The organism is Allobosea sp. GW821-FHT09G06 (genome assembly GCF_059416005.1).
Genome location: NZ_JBWKOI010000002.1, coordinates 740,797 through 761,448, shown reverse-complemented (window position 1 = coordinate 761,448; position 20,652 = coordinate 740,797). Strand labels below are relative to the sequence as shown.

Sequence of the window (20,652 nt, the reverse complement as noted above, 5' to 3'; positions counted from 1 at the left end):
GCCTCCTCGATCAATCTCTCGGCGCCTTATACGCGCTCTTACCGCCGCCCGAACAGCCGCTCGATATCGCTCAACTTCAGTTCGACATAGGTCGGCCGGCCGTGGTTGCACTGGCCGGAATTGGGCGTGATCTCCATCTCGCGCAAAAGCGCGTCCATCTCCTCGGGGCGCATGCGGCGGCCGGCACGGACCGAATTGTGGCACGCCATCGTCGCCAGGACATGGTCGAGCCGGCGCTCCAGTGAGCCGGCGGTACCGTGCTCGGCGAGCGCATCGGCAACGTCGCGGACGAGGCGCTGGAGATTGCCGCCGGCGAGCTGGCTCGGCGCCTCGCGAACCAGAACCGCGCCGGGGCCGAAGGATTCCAGCACGAGACCGAGGCTTTCAAGCTCGCTGCCCGCCGCGATCAGGCGGTCGGCATCGACCGGGTCGAGCTCGACCACCTCCGGCAGCAGCAGGGGCTGGCGGGCGATGCCGTTGCGGGCGCGCTCGGCCTTGAGGCGTTCATAGACGAGGCGCTCATGGGCGGCGTGCTGGTCGACGATGACGACGCCCTCGCGGGTCTGGGCGACGATATAGGTCTCGTGAACCTGGGCGCGGGCGGCGCCGAGCGGGCGGTCGAGCGCGTCCGCCGAAGGCTCGGCCAGATGCGCGCGGGCGTCTGCGGAGGGCGCGGCGAAATCGGAAAAGCCGGATTGCGGGGCGCTCATCGGGATCGGGGCCGGGCCGCCCCAGCTCGGCGCCTGCGGGAATGCGGGGCGCGGGATCGCGTTGCCGTTGCCGCCCATCGAGAGCACGGCGCGGAAGGCGTCGAGCGTGCGGGCGCCGCCCGTCGTGGTGGCGCGGTGGCCGGCTGCGGCGAGCGCCGCCTTCAGGCCGGAGACGACGAGGCCGCGCACCAGCGCCGGATCGCGGAAACGGACCTCGCTCTTGGCCGGGTGGACGTTGACGTCGACCGAGCGCGGATCGCAGCCGACATCGAGGAAGAGCACCGGATGCCGGTCGGAGGGCACGACATCTGCATAGGCGCCGCGCACGGCCGAGAGCAGCAGCTTGTCGCGCACCGGGCGGCCATTGACGGCCAGATGCACGCCGGCCGAGGTACCGCGATGGAAGGTCGGCAGGCCGGCGAAGCCTGAAATGCCGAAACCTTCGCGTTCCGCCTCGATGCGCAGCGCGTTCTCGGGGAAGTCGCGGCCGAGCGCGCGGCCGAGGCGGCGTAACAGGCCGTCCTCCCCGATCGGCTCGGCCGGCCAGTCGAAGGCGCTGATATGCTCGCCCTCCAGCGAGAAGCGGATCTCGGGATGGGCGATGGCGAGGCGCCGGAGCATCTCGGAGACCGCCTGCGCCTCGGCCCGGTCGCTCTTGAGGAATTTCAGGCGGGCCGGGGTGAAGATGAAGAGATCGCTGACCTCGATGCGCGTGCCGGGCGCCGCAGCGACGGGGCGGACTACGCCCTTCTCGCCGGCCTCGACAACGAGGCCGGAGCCCTGCACCGCGTCACGTCGGCGCGTCGCGATCGAGAGCCTTGCGACCGAGCCGATCGAGGGCAAGGCCTCGCCGCGGAAGCCCAACGTGTCGATGGCGAAGAGATCGCCGCCGGGGAGCTTCGAGGTGGCATGACGGTCGACGGCGAGTTCGAGGTCATCAGGCGTCATGCCGGCGCCGTCATCGACGACGCGGATGAGTTCGCGGCCGCCGCCCTGGATGGTGACGGCGATCGAGCGCGCGCCGGCATCGATCGCGTTCTCGACCAGCTCCTTCACGGCCGCAGCCGGCCGCTCGATCACCTCGCCAGCGGCGATGCGGTCGACCAGGACGGGATCGAGGCGGCGGACGGTCATGGGGCTCTAGCGGTCATCAGAAAACAGGGCTCGTCATTCTCGGGCGGAGCGAAGCGCAGACCCGAGAATCTCCGGCAGGAAGAGGCTCCCGAGCCTTCGTGTCCTGGGATGCTCGGGTCAAGCCCGAGCATGACGGCCACCCGCAAGGTTCGCTGCGACTCAGGCCCGCCCTTCGGCAAGATAGCGCTTGGCGAGGAGCTTCGCTTCTTCCACGGCCGGCTGGTCGAACGGATCCACGCCCATGGCGTAGCCGGTCAGGATCGTCTCCAGCATGAAATGCATCAGCATCTCGCCATGGCTGGTCTCGTCGATGCGCTCGACATGGAAGCGGCGCACCGCGCAACCGTTCTTGGCGAAGGTATCGATCATCGCGATGCCTTGCGCCGCGACGAGGTCGCCGATCGTCTTGCCGGCGAAATCGGCCTGGCCGATCTTTTCCGCCAGAGCGGCGTCGATCTGCGGGCCCTTGCCCTTCACGCTCGTGGTGATGACCGTGAAGAACTTGTCCTTGGGGCCGGCTAGGTAAAGCTGCTGCTGCGAATGCTGGTCAACCGGGCCGAGCGCGCCAACGGGCTGCGTGCCCTGCCCGTCCTTGCCGAGGCTCTCGGCCCAGAGCTGCATCCACCAGCGGGTGAGCAAGGCAAGCTTGTCGGCATAGGGCATCAGCACGGCGATGTTCTTGCCCGAGCGCATCGCGGCGAGATGCAGCGCCGCACCGACGGCAGCCGGCGTCTCGTGGACATCCTTGCCGGCGAAGAGCGGCGCGACCGCGCGGCCAGCGCCGAGCCTGAGCGCCTCGATATCGAGGCCGAGCACGGCGGCGGGCAGCAGGCCGCAATTGGTCAGCACGGAGTAGCGGCCGCCGACATCGGTGTGATGCTCGAGGAAGGGCGTGCCGAAGGGTTCGAGCAGCGCGCGCAGCGGATGCAGCTTGCCGGACTTGGCCGGCTCGGAGAGCCCCTCGAAATGCGTACCGATCTGCTGATCGGTCAGATGCGCGCCGCGCAAGGCCTCGATCGCGGCGATCGATTGCAGCAGGGTCTCGCCGGTGCCGCCCGATTTCGAGATGGCGACGAATTTGGTGGTCTTGAGCGGGAGCTTGGCGAGCAGCGCGGCATAGGTCGCGGGGTCGAGATTGTCGATGAAATGGACGCGCACGCCGGAGGTGAACTGCGAGAGCCCGGCGATACCGTAGCCGGTGAGCTGCGCCAGCGTCTGGCCGCCGAGGCTGGAGCCGCCGGTGCCGAGCACCAACACGTCGGTGGTGCCGCCTGATTTCAATCGTTCGGCCGCGGCCTTCACGGGCGCCAGATCGGCCGTGTCGCTCGGCAGCTTCAGCAGCGGCAGCGAGCCATCCTTGGCCTGCGCCTGCAGCTTCGCCAGCGCGGGCTTGAGATCGGCCAGCGCCGTCTCGAAGGCCGCATCGGGAATACCGCCCTTGCCGACCTTGGATTCGAGCGCGAGATCGAAGCTTTGCTGAAGCATGAACCTATCCGTATCGACGAGAAGACGAAGGCTATTTCAGACCAGCGCGACGGGCTTGCCAACCGCCTGGACGAGCAGTTCGGGGTTACCGAACAAGCGCTTGGCGACGCGCTTGACATCGTCGAGCGTGACGGCCGCGAAGAGGCTGTTGCGACGGGCGAGGAAATCCGGCGTGTCGCCGCGCAAGGCGAGCGCGAGCAATTCGCCGGCGATCTTCGGCGAAGTGTCAAAGCGCAGCGGATAGGAGCCGATGATGTAGCGCTTGGCTTCCTCGACCTCGTGCTCGGTCGGGCCCTCCTCGGCGAGCTTCAGCATCTCCTCGCGGATGACCTTCATCGACTCGGCCGCGCGATCGTTGCGGGTGGCGGTGCCGCCGACCAGCATGGCACTCTCGCGCATCGGCATCAGGCTGGACGAGACGCCATAGGCGAGGCCGCGCTTCTCGCGCACCTCCATGAACAGGCGCGAGGTGAAGGCGGAGCCACCGAGAATATGGTTCAGCACGCTGGCAGTGATGAAATCCGGATCGTCCCACATCAGGCCCGGCCCGACGAAGCGCAGCACGGTCTGCGGCACGTCGAGATCGATGACATGGGTCTGGCCGAGCCCCTGGATCGGCAGGGCTTGAGCCGGGCGGGGCCGCGGCTCGCCCTTGGGCAAGTCACCGAAGAGCGCATCGAGCCGGCCGGCAAGCTCAGCCGCGGTGATGTCCCCGACGACGACGATCTTGAGGCCGGCGCGGTCCATGAGGGTGGGCCGCAGCGCCTTCAACGCCGGCGCTTCCAGCCTGGAGACGCTGTCGATATCGCCCTTCTCGGGCCGGCTATAGGCATGACCCGGAAAGGCCGCGGCATAGAGCGCGTTGCGGCACATCACCTCGGGATTCTTCGCCTGGCGCTGCAAGCCGGCGATGACCTGCGCACGGACACGGGCGACCGCGTCGGCATCGAAGCGTGGCTTGTTGAGCGCCAGCCCGAGCAGCTCGAAGGCAGTCTCGCGATGCGTGGACAGCGTCTGCAGATAGCCGTGGAAATCGTCGCGGCGGGCCTCGAAGCCGAGGCTGATCGCGTGGTCGGCCATGCGGCCCTGGAAGGCCTCGGCATCGAGATCGCCGGCGCCCTCGTCGAGCAGGCCAGAGATCAGATAGGCGCTGCCGGCGGCATTGTCGGGATCGAGGCTGGCGCCGCCGTCGAAGGCGAAATCGACCGCGATCAACGGCAGGCTGTGCTCCTCGACCAGCCAGGCCTCGACGCCGCCAGGCGAGCGGACGGTCTGGACGGCGATGGCGGGGCCGGCCGTGTTGAGCTTGGGCGTCGGAATCGGGGCGTTCATGTCGCTTCCTGTCGGCGGAGCAGGGACTCCGCCCGTTCGGTGAGACGGCAGTGTCAGGCGGGCAGCAGCAGGCCGGTGACGCTGCGATCAGGCTTGAGATAACGGCGCGCGGCCTCGATCACGGCATCGCGGCCGACAGCCTCGATGCGCTGCGGCCAGGCGAGCACATCCTCGACCGTCTCGCCGACGGCCAGCGCCGAGCCGAAGATGCGGGCGAGCGAGGACTGGTTGTCGCGGGCGAAGATCGTCTCGGCAACCAGCCGGGTGCGGGCGCGGGCCAACTCCAGTTCGGTCGGCCCATCCGCCAGGAAGGCGGCGAGCGCCGCATCGAGCCCGGCTTCCATCGCCGCCATCTCGACGCCGGGGCGCGGGCTGGCGGAGATCTGGAAGGCGGCGCGATCGACCATCGAGCTCATGAAATAGGCGCTCGCGCCGGCGGCCAGTTCGTCCTCGACGCAGAGCTTGCGATAAAGCCGCGAGGTCGTGCCACCGCCCAGAATCTCGGCGACGAGTTCAAGCGCGAGGACCTCCTCGCGCTCGCCGCTCGTATAGGTCGGGGTCAGCCAGCCACGCCGCAGCGAAGGCTGCTGCACGCGCGGATCATTGAGCTGCACGCGGCGCGAGGCGCGCGGTTCCGGCTCGATCGGGCGGGAGCGGACGGGCGCCGCGCCGCGGGCCGCGATCTTGCCATAGGTCTCCTCGGCGAGGCGGCGGACCTCGGCGGCATCGGTATCGCCGGCGACGACGAGGATCGCGTTCTCGGGCGTGTAGAAGCGCTGGTAATAGGCGAAGGCGTCGTCCCGGCTCAGGCGCTCGATCTCGTGCTCCCAGCCGATGATCGGCGTGCCGTAGGGGTGATGGAAGAACAACGTCGCCGAGAATTCCTCGCCGAGCTGGGCGGAGGGGTCGGAATCGACGCGCATGCGCCGCTCTTCCAGCACCACGTCACGCTCGGGCGCGACCACGCCCTCATCGAAGGAAAGGCCGGTCATGCGGTCGGCCTCGTAATCCATCATCGCGCGCAGATGCTCCTTCGGCACGCGCTGGAAATAGGCGGTGTAGTCGAAGGAGGTGAAGGCGTTCTCCTGGCCGCCGAAGCCTGCGACGATCTTGGAGAACTCGCCCGCGGGCCAGCGTTCGGTGCCCTTGAACATCAGGTGCTCGAGGAAATGGGCGATGCCGGACTTGGCCGACGGATCATCGGCCGAGCCGTTGCGATACCAGACCATGTGGGTGACGACCGGAGCGCGCCGGTCCTTCACCACCACGACATCGAGGCCATTGGCCAACCGGAAGGATTCGACCGGCTCCGCCTGGTCGCTCCGGTGCGCATGGATGTTCACCTGATGCCGTCTCCTCGATCGAAAAAAGGGCGGGCGCGACGCGCCCGCCCTTCTGGACAACTTGGTCAGGCAACCCTGCTTCGGCAAGGGGCAATCGGACCGGCGGTCACGCCCGTGCGATCACGCTCCGTCCGATGCCGGCCTGCTCACTGCATGACCGGGCCGCGCCCGGTCACGAACTCGCGCTGGCCGGTGGCTTGCGTGTCTTCCTTGGGCCCGCCCGCACCCGGGCCGAAGGCGGCCGTCGCAGCCGGGCGGCGATAGCCGGTCGGCGGCTCGGTCAGGGTACGGCGCGGCGGCTCCTCGCCATGAAGAGCGGCGCTTTGGTCGATCTGGTTCTGGCGCGCGGCAAGCTCGCGGCCGATCCGGATCGGCTGGATCTGGTTGTTGTAGTTGTTCTGTTCCTCGGTGAAGCGCGGGCCTTCCGTGGGACGCGTGGTGCGGCCGCGACGAACTTCCTGCGGCGACATCATCGGGTTGTTGCGAACCCCGAGAGCCGGCACGTAGGGAGCCGGGTTGGCCTCGTCCTTGCGGCGCTGCACGTCCGGATCGTTCGGCCAGGCGGCGTTGCGCTCGCTGCCCGCCTGCTGTGGGCGCGGCAGGGTCGAGTTCGGCGGCACGACCAGCGGGGCGCGGGCGCGATAATCGATATCCGGATCGCCCCCCCTGCCCAAGACACCTTCCATCAGGTTCTTGAACAGCATGCCGTCCTGCGCGAAGGCCGGCGAAGCGGCGAGCACAAGCCCGCCGGCGATGAGCAGATGAGCCACGCGGACGCGTTTGGCCATGTCAAATCTCCCTTCGGACAATCTCGCCTCGTCTCAAAACCCAGACGAACGGCAAAACAATGGCGAAACCGTCGTTAAGCTGTCTTTTCTGCGCTCGGGCGGAAGGACTCATATAGCAGACCGAGCACTCCGACAACGATCGCGACGTCGGCGATGTTGAAGATATACCAGCTGAAGCTGCCCCAGTGGAAATGCACGAAGTCGACCACCGCGCCATAGACGGCGCGATCGACGCCGTTTCCGAGCGCACCGCCGATGATCAGCGCGAGACTGAACACGCTGAAAGCTCGCGGCTCGCGCCACATCCAGCGCCAGAGCCAGATGGCTGCGACGAAGGAGATGACGACGAGGAACCAGCGGCCGAGATCCGTGCCCTGCTGGAACAGGCCGTAGGAGATGCCGCGGTTCCAGGCCAGCACGATCGTCAGGAACGAGGTGAGATCGTACGGCCCGTTCTGAGCCAGCCCGACGCTGTAGAGCAGCCACCATTTCAGGAGCTGATCGGCGACGAAGACGATCAGGACCGTCAGCAGGCCAAGGCGACGGGCGGACGTCATCAGGCGCGCACTCCCAGCTCCTTGAGCGCCTTGGCGTCGCGCGGCGTGACCTGAGGATAAGCCTTGTCGGCCGTCGCCGGGTCGAAATATTTCCAGGATCGGGCGCATTTGATGCCGGCCGCGCGATGCGGCACGACCGCGACGCCCGGCACGTCGGCGAGGCGGAAGGCGTCAGTCGGCCCCTCCCCGCTCTCGACGCGGATGCCGGAGGTGATGCTGATCTCGGCGAGATCGGCGCCGGACAGCGCGGCGTAAAGATCGCTGTCGGAGACGAAGACCTGCGGCGCCGCCTCCAGCGAGGAGCCGAGGCGCTTGGCCGCGCGCTCAAGCTCCAGCGCGCCGGTGACGACACGGCGCACGCGGCGGATCTTGGCCCAGCGCTCTGCCAGCTCCGGATCGAGCCACTCCGCCTTGGCCGCGACGAAGCGCTCGAGATGGACCGAGCCCTCGCCAGCCTTCTGGTCGGGGTAGCGGTCGAGCCAGGCTTCCTCGGCGGTGAAGACCAGGATCGGTGCGAGCCAGGTCGTCAGGCAGCGGAAGAGATGGTCGACGACGGTGAGCGCGCTCTTGCGGACATGGCTGGAGAGCGGATCGCAGTAGAGCGCATCCTTGCGCACGTCGAAATAGAAGGCCGAGAGCTCGGTGTTCATGAACTGCGAGAGCAGGAACACGACCTTCTTGTAGTCGTAGGTGCGATAGGCCTCCTCGACCAGCGGCCCAAGCTCCGCAAGCCGGTGCAGCATCAGCCGCTCAAGCTCCGGCATGGTCTGCGGATCGGAGACGCGGACATCCTCGCTGAAATGGGCGAGCGTGCCGAGCATCCAGCGCATGGTGTTGCGCAGCTTGCGATAGGTCTCGACGAAGGTCTTGAGGATCTCCTTGCCGATGCGCAGGTCGTCCGAATAATCGGCGGCCGCAACCCAGAGGCGCAGGATGTCGGCGCCCGAGTCCTTGATGATGTCCTGCGGGGCGGTGACGTTGCCCTTCGATTTCGACATCTTCTCGCCCTTCTCGTCCAGGCAGAAGCCATGGGTCAGGACGATGTCGTAGGGCGCCCGGCCGCGCGTGCCGCAGCTTTCGAGCAGGCTCGAATGGAACCAGCCGCGATGCTGGTCCGAGCCCTCGAGATACATCACGCGGTCCTTGCCGCCGTCGCCGCGACGGCGGGCGCGCAGGTCGCCCCGCTTCTCCAGCGTGAAGGCATGGGTCGAGCCGGAATCGAACCAGACGTCGAGCACGTCGGTGACGCGCTCGTACTGCGCGGGATCATAGCCGAAGGGCTTGAGGAAGCGGGCGCCGTCCGTATCGGTGAACCAGGCATCCGCGCCTTCGGCCTCGAAGGCCTCGGCGATCGCCGCGTTCACGCGGTCATCGACCAGGATCTCCTTGGTCTCCTTCTCGACGAAGACCGTGATCGGCACGCCCCAGGCGCGCTGGCGCGAGACGACCCAATCGGGACGATTGGCGATCATGCCGGTGATGCGGTTCTCGCCGGCGGCGGGCACCCATTCGGTCTCCTTGATCGCCTTCAGCGCGCGGTTGCGCAGCGTGTCGGAGTTGCCGCCCGCGACCGGCTGCGGATCGGCCGCATCTGGTGCGCCGGCCTCACCGATCGGCTTGTCCATGGCGATGAACCATTGCGGCGTGTTGCGGAAGATCACCGGCTTCTTCGAGCGCCAGCTATGCGGGTACTGATGCTTCAGGCGGCCCCGCGCGATGATGTTGCCGGCCTCGACCAGCGCCTTGATCACGACGTCGTTGGCATTGCCCTTGTCGCCCTTGTCGGTGATGACCTGCGCGCCCTCGAAGCCCGGCGCCTCCTTGGTGAAGCGGCCATCGGCATCGACGGTATAGGGAATGCGGGTCTCGATGCCGCGCTCGGTCAACTGGCGGCCATTGGCCATCCAAACGTCGAAGTCCTCACGGCCATGGCTCGGCGCGGTGTGGACGAAGCCGGTACCGGCATCGTCGGTGACATGGTCGCCATCGAGCAGCGGCACGACGAAATCGTAGCCGCGGCCGCGCAGCGGATGGGCGGTGGTCAGCGCTGCGAGGTCATTGGCGGAAACGTCCGCGACGAGTTCGAAGGCCTCGACCTTCGCAGCCTTGAAGACGCTCTCGGCGACATTCTTCGCGAGGATATAGGTGGCACCGGTCTTGGCCCAGTTGTTCTCGGGCGCGACTGTCACCTTGTAGAGGCCGTAGGCGACCTTGTTGCTGTAGGAGATTGCGCGATTGCCGGGGATCGTCCAGGGCGTGGTCGTCCAGATGACGACGGAGGCGCCGGCGAGCGCGGCCGGTCCGTTCAGCACCGGAAACGCGACATAAATCGTGTCGCTGGTATGCTCCTCGTACTCGACCTCGGCCTCGGCGAGCGCGGTCTTCTCGACCACCGACCACATCACCGGCTTGGAGCCGCGATAGAGCTGGCCGGTTTCGGCGAATTTCATGATCTCGCGGGCGATCTGCGCCTCTGCGGGATAGGCCATGGTCAGGTAGGGGTTGGCCCAGTCGCCCTCGACGCCGAGACGCTTGAACTCCTCGCGCTGGACATCAACCCAGTGCTCGGCGAAGGAGCGGCACTCCTTGCGGAATTCGACGACCGGAACGTCGTCCTTGTTCAGTCCCTTGGCGCGGTACTGCTCCTCGATCTTCCATTCGATCGGCAGGCCATGGCAGTCCCAGCCCGGCACATAGTTGGAATCGTAGCCGAGCATCTGCTGCGAGCGCGTGACGAGGTCCTTGAGGACCTTGTTCAGCGCGTGGCCGATATGGATGTTGCCATTGGCATAGGGAGGGCCGTCATGCAGGACGAAGCGGTCCCGCCCCTGCCCGGCCTCGCGCAGCTTGCGGTAGAGGTCCATCTTCGCCCAGCGGGCGAGCAATTCCGGCTCGCGCTGCGGCAGGCCGGCGCGCATTGGGAACTCGGTCTGAGGCAGGAAGAGCGTCTGCGAGTAATCGACGCCGTCGGCAGCGGTCTCGGCGGCTTTGGCGGTGTTGGTCTTATCGGTCATCATCCGGCTCGGACAGTCGGGACGGCGGGCCGGTCGGGGCCTCGGGCGTCCACGCGTAAACGGGAAAAGCGGTCTTCAACCCGGACTGCGCAAACGCCCACGCTCTTCAGCGCGAGGCGGCAGCCGGGCCCGTAATTCGCCGGGAAAGATCGATCAGCATGGCGCGTTCTGCGGGCATGAGGGGCTTCTAGCAGGCGCGGCTCAAGGAAGGAAGGCCGGCGTCTCCGCCAGAATGTCGCGTGCGCGGGCGCTGTCGGCGTCCATCTGGACGATCAGGGTCTCCAGCGAAGCGAACTTCTCCTCGCCGCGCAGCCAGTCGACGAAGGCGACATCGACGCGCTGGCCGTAGAGATCGCCGGAGAAATCGAAAACGAAGGTTTCGAGCCGCGGCGCGCCGTCGTCGAAGGTCGGGCGGCGGCCGAAGCTCGCGACGCCATCATGCCAGACGCCGTCGATCTTCATCCGGACCGCATAGATGCCGTGGCGCAGCTTGCAGTCGCGGGCGAGCTGCATGTTGGCGGTGGGGTAGCCGAGCTCGCGCCCGCGTTTGTCGCCATGGGCTATGAGGCCGCGCACCAGCCAGGGCCGGCCGAGGAATTCCGCCGCGCGCGCGACATCGCCGGCTTCCAGCGCCGTGCGGATCAGCGTCGAGGAGACAGGCTCGCCCTTCCAGCTGAAAGGCGGCACGACCGAGACGGGAATGCCGGCGGCGAGGCCGTGGGCCTGCAGCATCTCGGGCGAGCCGGTGCGGCCCTTGCCAAAATGGAAATCGTAGCCGCAGACGAGGCCGGCGGCGCCGAGCCGGCCGATCAACAGGTCATCGACGAAGCTTTCCGCGGGGATCGCTGCGATCTCGCGATCGAAGGGCAGGACGAAGACCTGCGGCAGGCCGGCTTCCGCCAGCAGTTCCAGCTTGAGCTGCGGCGAGGTCAGCCGGAAGACCGGCTCGTCCGGACGGAAGACGCTGCGCGGATGCGGCTCGAAGGTGAAGGCCGCCGGGCGGCTTCCAAGCTCGCCGGCCAGGGAAGCGGCGCGGTGCGCAAGCTCGGCATGGCCGCGATGGACGCCGTCGAAATTGCCCAAGGCCAGGACGGCACCGCGCAAGGCGTCGGGCATGGGCTTGTCGAGGTCGAGGACCACGGCCGTCGGCTCGGGGCGGACAGGCTCATCGGCTTGGGATGGCATCAATCGGGAACGTCCACCTGCCCTCACAAACAGGGCGATGACCGTCTTTGCGGCGAAGGCCGGCGAGGCGTCAAGGCCGCGAGGCGTCGGAAGGCCTCAAACGCGCGGCCTCGGCGGCATCGCGACCCAGGCCTCGCCCTCCATCACCGCCTTGCCGTCGACGAGGCACTCGCAGAAGAAGCGGGCTCGGCGGCGCTCGGCAACCAGCTCGACGACCTCGACGCGGGCAGTGACGACATCGCCGATCTTGACCGGAGCGAGGAAGGTCAGCGTCTGCGAGAGATAGACCGCGCCCGGCCCCGGCAAGCGCGTGCCGAGCAGCGCGGAAATAAGGCTCGCGGTCAGCATGCCATGGGCGATGCGCTGGCCGAACTTGGTATTGGCCGCGAAATGGTCGCAGAGATGGATCGGATTGGCGTCGCCCGAGAGTTCGGCGAAGAGCGCGACATCCCGCTCCATCACGGTCCGCATCAGGCTTTCGCTCCGGCCGACGGCTAGGTCCTCGAAGGCGTGGACGGTGTAGAGCCCGCCAGACATCGGCTGAACTGTCATGGATCCCGCACGGCCCATGGGCCTGTGCCCTCCTGTCTGCGATCGGGTTAAGCATCTCGCAACCGCAACATCAGCGCAATTGGACTTTGGTGCGGCGCACCTTAGAGCCTCTAACAGAACCTGGCGGGGTCTCGACGTCGGCAATTCGTCCGTTCCGCCAGGAGCGGGGTGAAGCCGATACCGTTGGTATCGGCAAGCGCCGCGACGCCGCGGGCGGTCGAATTCCCGGCGCCGAAGGTGGGTTTTGGAGGGCCGCCTGCGGCGTCGGACCGACTTGCCGATATCTAAGGATATCGGCTGCGCGCTCCTCCTGGCATGCGTCTCTCCAAAGCCCATCGAGACCCCGCCAGATTCTGTTAGAGGCTCTTACTCCCCTTGCGTCAGTTCGCAATTGGATTAACCGGTTCGCAAGGCGCGCCCGCTATCAACTCAGGCGAACGGCACGGCGCTGGTATCTCCCAGCACCGCGACCGTCATGCCTGGAGCATCAGAATGGCTCTCGACCCGTCCATGCCGATCCTCGTCGTCGACGACTACCAGACGATGGTCCGCATCATCCGCAACCTGCTGAAGCAGCTCGGCTTCGAGAATGTCGACGATGCCTCGGACGGCTCCGCAGCCATCTCGAAGATGCGCGACAAGAAATACGGCCTCGTGATCTCCGACTGGAACATGGAGCCGATGAGCGGCTTCGAACTGCTCCAGAAGGTCCGCGAGGAGACGGCGCTCTCGGAAACGCCGTTCATCATCGTCACCGCCGAATCGAAGACCGAGAATGTCGTCGCCGCCAAGAAGGCCGGCGTCAGCAACTACATCGTCAAGCCGTTCAACGCACAGACGTTGAAGACCAAGATCGAATCGGTCTGCGCTGCGGCCTGAAGGCCCGCCCTGCCGAGGCACATCATGCTCGGGCTTGACCCGAGCCTCTCCTCAACCAGAGCCTTTCCGGCCTTAGATTCTTGGGGCGCGCCGCTTGGCTCCGCCCGAGAATGACAGCGGCTGTTTCTCACCACACCAGATGCGGCATGGCATAGGCCGGGCGGTGCGTCTGCCGGCCGAACCAGCCATGGCGCTCATCCCATGACGCTTCCATCAGATCCTGGGCGTGGATGCCGGCCAGCACCATGATGCCGGCCGCGCCGAACGCGTCGGCACCAGCGATATCGGTGCGGATCGCATCGCCAATCGCGCAGATCCTGTCCCGGGCGATCGCACGTCCCTTCGCCTTCTCGGCTGCCGCGACTGCCGCCTCATAGATCGGCCGGTGCGGCTTGCCGGCATAGATCACCCGGCCGCCGATCTCCTCATAGGCCAGTGCCACGGAACCGGCACAGGGAATGATGCGGCCCCCGCGCTCGACGACGAGGTCGGGATTGGCGCAGATCAGCGGGAGCCCGCGCGCGGCGAAGCCGGCGAGCAGGTCGGCATAGGTCGCCGCGGTGTCCTTCTCGTCGTCGAACAGGCCGGTGCAGAGCACATAGGTCGCCTCGTCAGGAGAGGTCTCGCGCACGTCGAGCCCGGCGATGAGCGGCAGGTCACGATCGGGGCCGAGGCGGAACATCGGCTGGCCCGCCCGCTCACGGATCAGCGAGCGGCAGACATCGCCGGAGGTGACGATCGCATCCCAGGCCTCGCGCGGCACGGCGAAACCATCGAGCTGGCCGACGATGACATCGGCCGGGCGCGGGGCATTGGTGACGAGGACGACGCTGATGCCGTGCTCGCGCATCCGCATCAGCGCGGCAATCGCGTCGCGATAGGCGGCGACACCGTTATGGACCACGCCCCAGACATCGCACAGGCAGAGATCGAAGCGATCCGCGACCTCGGAGAAACCCGAAAGCGGAAGGGTGGAAGCGATCCCCGATGGCGACACTGTCTCGATCTCCGGCTGGGTGAGGGAGGCGAACGCCGCCTCTCGACATGGCCTGATCTAGACGGGATTCGCCGGAAGCGGAACCGGAGACCGCGACGGGCGGCCGCGCGTCAGGCGCTGGCGCGGCGCAGGACCGCCCGGAAAGGTAACCGCTCGGGTCGCGCTTCCTGCGGAGCCGTCTCCGGGAAGGGCAACGGAGCCGGCAATGCAGCGGCTCGGGCGAGCAGGCGCTCGGCGATGCTCTGCGGTGCCGGCGCGGCCTCGACCTGTGCTGGAGCAGCCGGCGCCGGCGCGGGAGCAGGCTTGGCGGACACCGGCTCCGGCTCGGCGAAGACTTCGGGTTTCACCGGGCGCGGCGGCGAGAAGGCCAGTCCCTGCCCCATCGTGGCGCCGAGTTCGATCATGTCGGCCGCGGCAGGATTGTCCTCGACCTGGTCGGCCACGAGCGTGACCGAGACACGGGCCAGCAGCGTTGCGAGATCGCCAGCAGCGATATCGCTCTGGATCCGGCCATCGCGATGCCCCTGGAGCAGCGCGGCGGGCGCCTTCACATAGCGGATACCCCGATCGAACAGGGCGCGCGGATCGAGGCGCAGATCGACGAGCTGGTCGAGCGCGAAACGCACGCCGTTCGCCGACATCGCGCCGAGCAGGCCGAGGCTGGTCGGGTCGAGCTCGCGGAACACCGCCTGCGGCATCTCGATGACCAGATGGGCGGTATGATCGCGGTATTTATCGAGGATACGGGTCAAGGCCGCGAGCGCCCGCGACGAGCTCCAGGTCGCGTGGCTGAAATTGCAGGAGACGAAGATGCCGCCATCCTTCGAGCCGAGATGGCGGGCAATCGCCAGGGCCCGTGTCAGCACGAGCGCGTCCAGCGTCGGCCCGAAACCGCGGGTCTCGACGGTCTCGATGAACTCATGCGGCAGGAGCAACGTGTTCTCGTCCAGCCGCAGGCGCGCGAGCGCCTCGTAGCCGCAGGTCCGGCGTTGCGGCAGCGAGACGATCGGCTGCAGATGGACTTCCAGCCGGCCCTCGCTGAGCGCCTTGCCGATCAGTGCCGCGCGTTCGGCCTCGGCCTCCTCGCGCGCCGCAGCAGCGGCAGCCGCGCGCTCGGCGGCCAGCTTCTCGGCCCGCTCCCGGCGGACAGCTTCCGGATCGAGCACCACCTCGGGCGCCGGCGCGGGCACTGGTATGGCGACGGGCTCGGGCATGCGCGCGAGCACCGTCTCATGATCGGCGAGCGTCGTCGCGACCTGGTGGATCAGGTCGCCGAGCAACCCGACCTCGGCGGTCAGTTCGTGGATCGCGGCGCGCGCCGGCGCGGCATCGGCATCGCGCATCGGCATCTGCTCGACGCGCTGCGACAAGGCGTCGAGGCGAATGGCATTGGTCGCGAGCCGAACCTTGACCTCGCCGATCCCCGCCATGGCCTGCTCGTGCCGGGCGAGGCTGCGCCGCTCGAAGGCTCGCATCGCCAGCATGCAGCCGGCTCCGGAGGCCAGCAGGCCGAGCGCCGAGCCAAGCCCACCCGGAAGCAGGATCGCAACCGCTGCGCCAGCCGACAGGCCGGTCACGGCGCCTGCGAGAGGGTGCAGGGATTTCAGACGGGCAGGTGCCACGGCAGCGTTCGCGCTACGTCGAGGAATCGGAATGGGAAGCGAATCACGGTCTACAACCGCAGATTAACCTTGCCGGCGCGGTTATGCGAGCGACCGCCCCACTTCCGCCACATCCGGCGCGCGCCACGGGGGCTTAAGGCTTGTTCAGGCCCAGCGCCGTCAGGATCCGGTCGATCACCGATTTCGCGAAGCCCCGCCTTTCGAGGAAAGCACGCGGGTCTTTTCCGAAGAGCGGCGCCTTCTCGTTGAGCTGGGTCAGCAGCTTCGCCTGCTTTTCCGGTTCATTGTCGGTCGCCGCCTTGAGCGCCTGGCCAAGCAGGCCGAACTGGCTCGAATCCGCCGCCAGCATCCCGGCGTGGCTTTCGGATACCTTTTCCGCTCCGACGAGATAGGCCCCGAGAAAGGCGTAGAAATCGTAGCGCGGCGGGCGGGCTACGCTGAGCGAGGTCGCGCGCTCCAACAGCGGCAGCCCTTCGAGCGGGCGGCCGAGCCGGACATACAACGCGCCGATATCGGCCATGATCTCCGGATCATAGGGATTGCGGGCCTGTGCCTCACGGCCCATCTGGATCGCCTCGTCGGTCGCGCCGCGCAGCAGCAGCACCTTCATCATCGCCTGATAGGCTCGCGCGCCCGATGGCGCGAGCCGGACTGCCGTCAACGCCGCCGCGAGGGAGCGGTCGAGCGGGGCGCGCGGATGATTTGCGTCACCCTGAGCGGCAGCGCCTTGCGGGGCCGGGCTGGCATGCTCGCGCAGCGTCATGATCGCGAGATGGGCCCAGGCCGGATAGAAACCCGGCTCCTGCTCGACCAACTGCGCGAGGCAGAGCTGGGCCGCCACGTGCATCTCAGGCTGCATGGCGCGTCGCGCGTCGAAGGCCTTCAGGATGCAACGCATGGCCGGCGAGGCCACGGATTGGCGTGCGTCGGCGGGAATGATGCCGAAAGGCTCGGCCAAGCGTGTCGCCAGCCGCCGCGCCATCTCGGCGAGATCGCTTTCCTGGAGCGTCGCGAGTGACGAGCGGCTCGACGAGGTCGTCCAGACGATACGTCCGTCTCGCACCGAGCGCAGGCGGGCCAGCCCCACCGCCCCGCTGTCCAGCCCCTGGGCGTCGATCTCGATCGCGTAGTCGACCTCGTCCTCCGGGGCGGAGCCGGGGAGCGGTGCCCTGATCGTCACGAGGTCATCGAACCGCGCCATGGCATCGACCAGCAGCGCCGAGAAGCGGCGCAGGACCTCGGCAAGCTTGGGGTCGGAAGGCGGGTTAGGGGTGATGATCGCGACGCGCACGAGAAGAGGCATCGCGGCCGTCTCGCGTAATGCGCCGGCTGCCTGCTCCACAGCGGCGGGCTTCGCGGCTTCGGTTACGGCCGGGCCGCGGGCCGGCGCCAGATACCACCAGCCGAGCGCCAGCAGGCCGCCTGCCAGAGCCGTGACGGTCAGCCCGGCCCAGCGCAGCGCGGTCCGCCGATCCGGCCCCTGTGCCTCGTCCGAGGCATCGGGCGCGGCCCGGTTGCCCTCGCCGCCGAACCAGGTGAAGACCGGCACATAGCCGCCGACCGGCATCGAGATCTGCACGGGGTCGTCACGGCCGTCACCGGAATAATACTGCGCCAGCGCGCGCCGCAGCCGCCCCGCCTCGACGCGGACGATCGGGTCGAGCTGCGGATTGAAATCGGCCGGCCGCCCGAGCCCCTCGACCGCGATCGTATAGCCCTTCAGCTCGGCCGCGCGCCCTTCGACCGTGCGCTCGACCACGAAGCTCAGGAACGCGGAAAGCTGGGGCGCAGCGCGGAAGGCATCCGAGACAAGGACCCTGTCGAGGCCGGCGCGAATGATCGCCGCGGCTCGTACGTCCAGCCGTCCAGGATCATCTGCGCCTTCGGCCATCGGGGTCCGTTCTCTTTGCGCCCCTCAAGCGGGGATTGTACGCCATTGGCGACCTAACGTCACCCATCAGCGGGTTTACGCCGTCATCCGCTGGGCGCAGCCATCCTCGGCCATGATGGCGATTTACAGGCGGCTTGCTCCTGCTAGCTTCAACCAAGGTTAATCCACAGGGGCCTCGAATGACGTCAGCACCTTCCGCCATCGCCACGCCGAACGACCTCGAAGCCTACTGGATGCCGTTCACGGCCAACCGGTCGTTCAAGAAGAACCCGCGCATGGTCGCCCGCGCCGAGGGCATGTTCTACTACACGCCCGACAACAAGCCGGTCATGGACGGCACGGCCGGCCTGTGGTGCTGCAATGCCGGCCATGCCCGCGAGCCGATCATCCAGGCGATCCAGGCGCAGGCGCGCGACCTCGACTACGCTCCGTCCTTCCAGTACGGCCACCCCAAGGTCTTCGCCGCCGCGGCTCGGATCGCGGCGCTGGCGCCGGGCGATCTCGACCACGTCTTCTTCGCCGGCTCCGGCTCGGAAGCGGCCGATTCCGCGCTCAAGATCGCGCTCGCCTACTGGAACGTCTCGGGCAAGGCGGCCAAGACCCGCCTGATCGGCCGCGAGCGCGGCTATCACGGCGTCGGCTTCGGCGGCATCTCGGTCGGCGGCATGTCGAACAACCGCAAGTTCTTCGGCTCGCTGCTCACCGGCGTCGACCATCTCGCCCACACTTACGACCGCGAGAAGCAGGCCTTCAGCAAGGGCGAGCCGGATTACGGCGCGCATTTCGCCGATGATCTCGAGCGGATCGTCGCGCTGCACGATGCCTCGACCATCGCGGCCGTGATCGTCGAGCCGATGGCGGGATCCACCGGCGCGCTGCCGCCGCCGAAGGGCTATCTCAAGCGCCTGCGCGAGATCTGCGACAAGCACGGCATCCTCTTGATCTTCGACGAGGTCATCACCGGCTTCGGGCGTCTGGGCTTCGCCTTCGCCGCCGAGCGCTACGGCGTGATCCCCGACATGATCACCTTCGCCAAGGGCGTGACCTCCGGCACGGTGCCGATGGGCGGCGTGATCGTGCGCAAGCACATCTACGACGCCTTCATGGGCGGGCCGGACAACGTCATCGAGCTGTTCCACGGCTACACCTATTCGGGCCACCCGCTGGCGGCGGCGGCCTGTCTGGCGACGCTCGACATCTATCGCGACGAAGGGCTGTTCGAACGGGCGCGCGCCATGGAAGGCGCCTGGGCCGATGCGGTGATGAGCCTGAAGGGCGAACCGAACGTCGCCGATATCCGCACGCTCGGCATCGTTGGCGCGGTCGACCTCGCGCCCCGCGCCGAGGGCGTCGGCAAGCGTGCCTTCGAAGCGATGGACCGCCTCTTCCGCGAGGAAGGCCTGATGGTGCGAACCGCAGCCGATACCATCGCTTTCTCGCCGCCGCTGATCATCTCGGAGAGCCAGATCGAAGAGCTGATCGAGAAGCTGCGCCGGGCGATCCGGGCAGTCGCGAACTGAGGCTGCGACAGGCAGGGATTTGCCGGACATGGATCGACGCATTTTTCTCACCGGCGCGAGCGCGGCCCTCGTGGCGCGCCCGGCCGCAGCGCAAGCGCCGACGCGCCAATGGCAATCCCTGTCTCTCGCCGAGGCGGGGTTCAAACCCGATGCGAGCGAGCGCCTGCAGAAGGCCTTCGCCGACGGCGAACTGAAGGGGCTCCATGGCCTTGTCGTGCTCCGGCACGGCAAGATCGCGATGGAGCACTATTTCACCGGCACGGACGAAATCTGGGGCGACAGCCGTGGCACCGTCGCCTTCAACGCCGACGAGCTTCACGACCTCCGCTCGGTGTCGAAGAGCATCGTCGGGCTGATCTACGGCATCGCGCTCGGTGAGGGGCACGTCCCGAAACCGAATGCGCCGGTGTTGGCGAGCTTCCCGGATTATCGCGATCTCGCGGCCGATGCGGACCGGCAGCGCATCAAGATCGAGCATGTCCTGACCATGAGCATGGGTCTCGCCTGGGACGAGAGCCTGCCCTACACCGATCCGCGCAACAGCGAGATCGCGATGGAGCGGGCGGCCGATCGCTACCGCTTCATCCTGGAGCAGCCGATCACCCGTCCGCCCGGCGAGGCCTGGACCTATAGCGGCGGCGCTACGGCCCTTCTGGGCCATCTCGTCGCCAGGGGCTCGGGCCAGCGGCTCAGCGCCTATGCTTCAAGCCGCCTCTTCGCGCCGCTCGGGATCGGGCATTTCACCTGGACGAACGGCATGAACGGCGAGGAAGCCGCGGCCTCGGGCCTGCGCCTGCGTCCGCGCGATCTTGCCGCGATCGGGCAGCTCCTGCTGGACAAGGGCAGCCATGGCGGGCGGCAGATCATACCGGCCGACTGGGTGGAGCAGGCCCTCACACAGCGCATGCAGCGAAAGGATGGGCTCGGCTACGGCTATCAGTGGTATCTCGGCCGCGATCGTGCCGGAGATGCCTGGTACGGCGCCGAAGGCAATGGCGGGCAACGCCTGATCGTCGCGCCCAAGCAGCAGATCGTCATCGCCACCACGGCGGGGAACTACAACCAGCCCGGCAATTCGCGGCTGCCGCTGCGCGTGGCGAGCGAATTCGTCTTCGGCGCCCTGGCCCAGTAGGCAGGGCGCCGCTCAGCTACGCCGCAACTTGTTGTAGCGGGCAATCAGCCTGTCGCGCTTGAGCCGCGACAGGCGGTCGATCCAGAAGATGCCGTCGAGCTGGTCGATCTCGTGCTGATGGCAGACGGCCAGCAGGCCGTCAGCCTCCTCGACATGCTCCGCCCCGTCGAGATCGCGATAGCGCACGCGAACATGGGCATGGCGCTCCAACTCGTCGGTGACGCCGGGCATCGAGACGCTGCCCTCGACATGGCGGATGGTCTCGCGCGAGACGCCGTCCAGCACCGGATTGGCATAGGTCCGGACGTCGCCGGGCGTCAGCTCCAGCACCACCAGCCGCGACGACACGCCGATATGTGGCGCGGTGATGCCGATGCCGGGCGCTTCCCGCATCGTGCCGAGCAGATCGGCGGCAAGCTCGCGCAGGTCGGCATCGAAGCGCGTGACGGGTGCAGCCGCCACGCGCAAGCGCGGATCGGGAAAGCTCAGGATCGGCCGAGTGGCCATGGTG

16 protein-coding genes are annotated in these 20,652 nt (G+C 67.7%); 3 read left to right on the top strand and 13 right to left on the bottom strand.

Annotated features, from left to right (window positions below; all coding sequences use genetic code 11):
• Positions 1-38: 38 nt before the first annotated feature.
• From mutL to AC07NY_RS13680, 9 genes are all read right to left on the bottom strand, one after another.
• Positions 39-1,844, bottom strand: a complete 1,806-nt coding sequence (mutL, locus tag AC07NY_RS13720; RefSeq protein WP_494584296.1) for a DNA mismatch repair endonuclease MutL — start codon at positions 1,842-1,844, stop codon at positions 39-41.
• A 159-nt stretch (positions 1,845-2,003) separates the two neighbouring features.
• The gene (locus AC07NY_RS13715) at positions 2,004-3,329 is read right to left on the bottom strand and encodes a phosphoglucose isomerase-related protein (RefSeq protein ID WP_494584295.1); all 1,326 of its coding nucleotides are present in this window, start codon (positions 3,327-3,329) and stop codon (positions 2,004-2,006) included.
• A 36-nt stretch (positions 3,330-3,365) separates the two neighbouring features.
• Positions 3,366-4,661 (bottom strand): M16 family metallopeptidase, encoded by a 1,296-nt coding sequence (locus AC07NY_RS13710; RefSeq protein ID WP_494584294.1) that lies wholly within the window; start codon positions 4,659-4,661, stop codon positions 3,366-3,368.
• Between the two features lie 53 nt (positions 4,662-4,714).
• On the bottom strand, positions 4,715-6,004 hold the full coding sequence (locus AC07NY_RS13705) for a M16 family metallopeptidase (RefSeq protein WP_494584293.1): 1,290 nt from the start codon (positions 6,002-6,004) through the stop codon (positions 4,715-4,717).
• Positions 6,005-6,150: 146 nt separating this feature from the next.
• Positions 6,151-6,792: a hypothetical protein gene (locus AC07NY_RS13700; RefSeq protein ID WP_494584292.1), complete on the bottom strand. Its 642-nt coding sequence runs from the start codon at positions 6,790-6,792 to the stop codon at positions 6,151-6,153.
• A 74-nt stretch (positions 6,793-6,866) separates the two neighbouring features.
• On the bottom strand, positions 6,867-7,349 hold the full coding sequence (gene lspA / locus AC07NY_RS13695; protein ID WP_492284313.1) for a signal peptidase II: 483 nt from the start codon (positions 7,347-7,349) through the stop codon (positions 6,867-6,869).
• Positions 7,349-10,363, bottom strand: coding sequence for an isoleucine--tRNA ligase (ileS, locus tag AC07NY_RS13690; protein ID WP_494584291.1), 3,015 nt, complete (start codon positions 10,361-10,363; stop codon positions 7,349-7,351). The genes lspA and ileS overlap by 1 nt, the downstream gene beginning before the upstream one ends.
• Before the next feature lie 201 nt (positions 10,364-10,564).
• Positions 10,565-11,548, bottom strand: coding sequence for a bifunctional riboflavin kinase/FAD synthetase (locus tag AC07NY_RS13685; protein WP_494584290.1), 984 nt, complete (start codon positions 11,546-11,548; stop codon positions 10,565-10,567).
• 96 nt (positions 11,549-11,644) lie between these two features.
• Entirely contained in the window at positions 11,645-12,100 is a 456-nt protein-coding gene (locus AC07NY_RS13680; RefSeq protein WP_494584289.1) for a MaoC family dehydratase, read from the bottom strand.
• A 492-nt stretch (positions 12,101-12,592) separates the two neighbouring features.
• On the opposite strand from AC07NY_RS13680, the gene AC07NY_RS13675 reads away from it, so the two are divergent.
• Complete coding sequence (locus tag AC07NY_RS13675; RefSeq protein WP_257732403.1) at positions 12,593-12,979, top strand: response regulator; 387 nt, start codon at positions 12,593-12,595, stop codon at positions 12,977-12,979.
• A gap of 127 nt (positions 12,980-13,106) precedes the next feature.
• On the opposite strand, the gene AC07NY_RS13670 is transcribed toward AC07NY_RS13675, so the two are convergent.
• The 3 genes from AC07NY_RS13670 to AC07NY_RS13660 all read right to left on the bottom strand — a co-directional run bounded on the left by AC07NY_RS13670 (position 13,107) and on the right by AC07NY_RS13660 (position 17,489).
• The gene (locus AC07NY_RS13670; RefSeq protein WP_494584288.1) at positions 13,107-13,976 is read right to left on the bottom strand and encodes a TIGR01459 family HAD-type hydrolase; all 870 of its coding nucleotides are present in this window, start codon (positions 13,974-13,976) and stop codon (positions 13,107-13,109) included.
• A 110-nt stretch (positions 13,977-14,086) separates the two neighbouring features.
• Positions 14,087-15,598, bottom strand: a complete 1,512-nt coding sequence (locus tag AC07NY_RS13665) for an EAL domain-containing protein (protein ID WP_494584287.1) — start codon at positions 15,596-15,598, stop codon at positions 14,087-14,089.
• Positions 15,599-15,731: 133 nt separating this feature from the next.
• On the bottom strand, positions 15,732-17,489 hold the full coding sequence (locus AC07NY_RS13660; RefSeq protein ID WP_494584286.1) for a tetratricopeptide repeat protein: 1,758 nt from the start codon (positions 17,487-17,489) through the stop codon (positions 15,732-15,734).
• Positions 17,490-17,668: 179 nt separating this feature from the next.
• On the opposite strand from AC07NY_RS13660, the gene aptA reads away from it, so the two are divergent.
• Both aptA and AC07NY_RS13650 read left to right on the top strand, forming a co-directional pair.
• Positions 17,669-19,009, top strand: coding sequence for an omega-aminotransferase AptA (aptA, locus tag AC07NY_RS13655; RefSeq protein ID WP_494584285.1), 1,341 nt, complete (start codon positions 17,669-17,671; stop codon positions 19,007-19,009).
• Positions 19,010-19,037: 28 nt separating this feature from the next.
• Complete coding sequence (locus tag AC07NY_RS13650; protein ID WP_494584284.1) at positions 19,038-20,141, top strand: serine hydrolase domain-containing protein; 1,104 nt, start codon at positions 19,038-19,040, stop codon at positions 20,139-20,141.
• A gap of 12 nt (positions 20,142-20,153) precedes the next feature.
• On the opposite strand, the gene AC07NY_RS13645 is transcribed toward AC07NY_RS13650, so the two are convergent.
• Complete coding sequence (locus AC07NY_RS13645; protein ID WP_494584283.1) at positions 20,154-20,648, bottom strand: peptide deformylase; 495 nt, start codon at positions 20,646-20,648, stop codon at positions 20,154-20,156.
• Positions 20,649-20,652 lie beyond the last annotated feature (4 nt).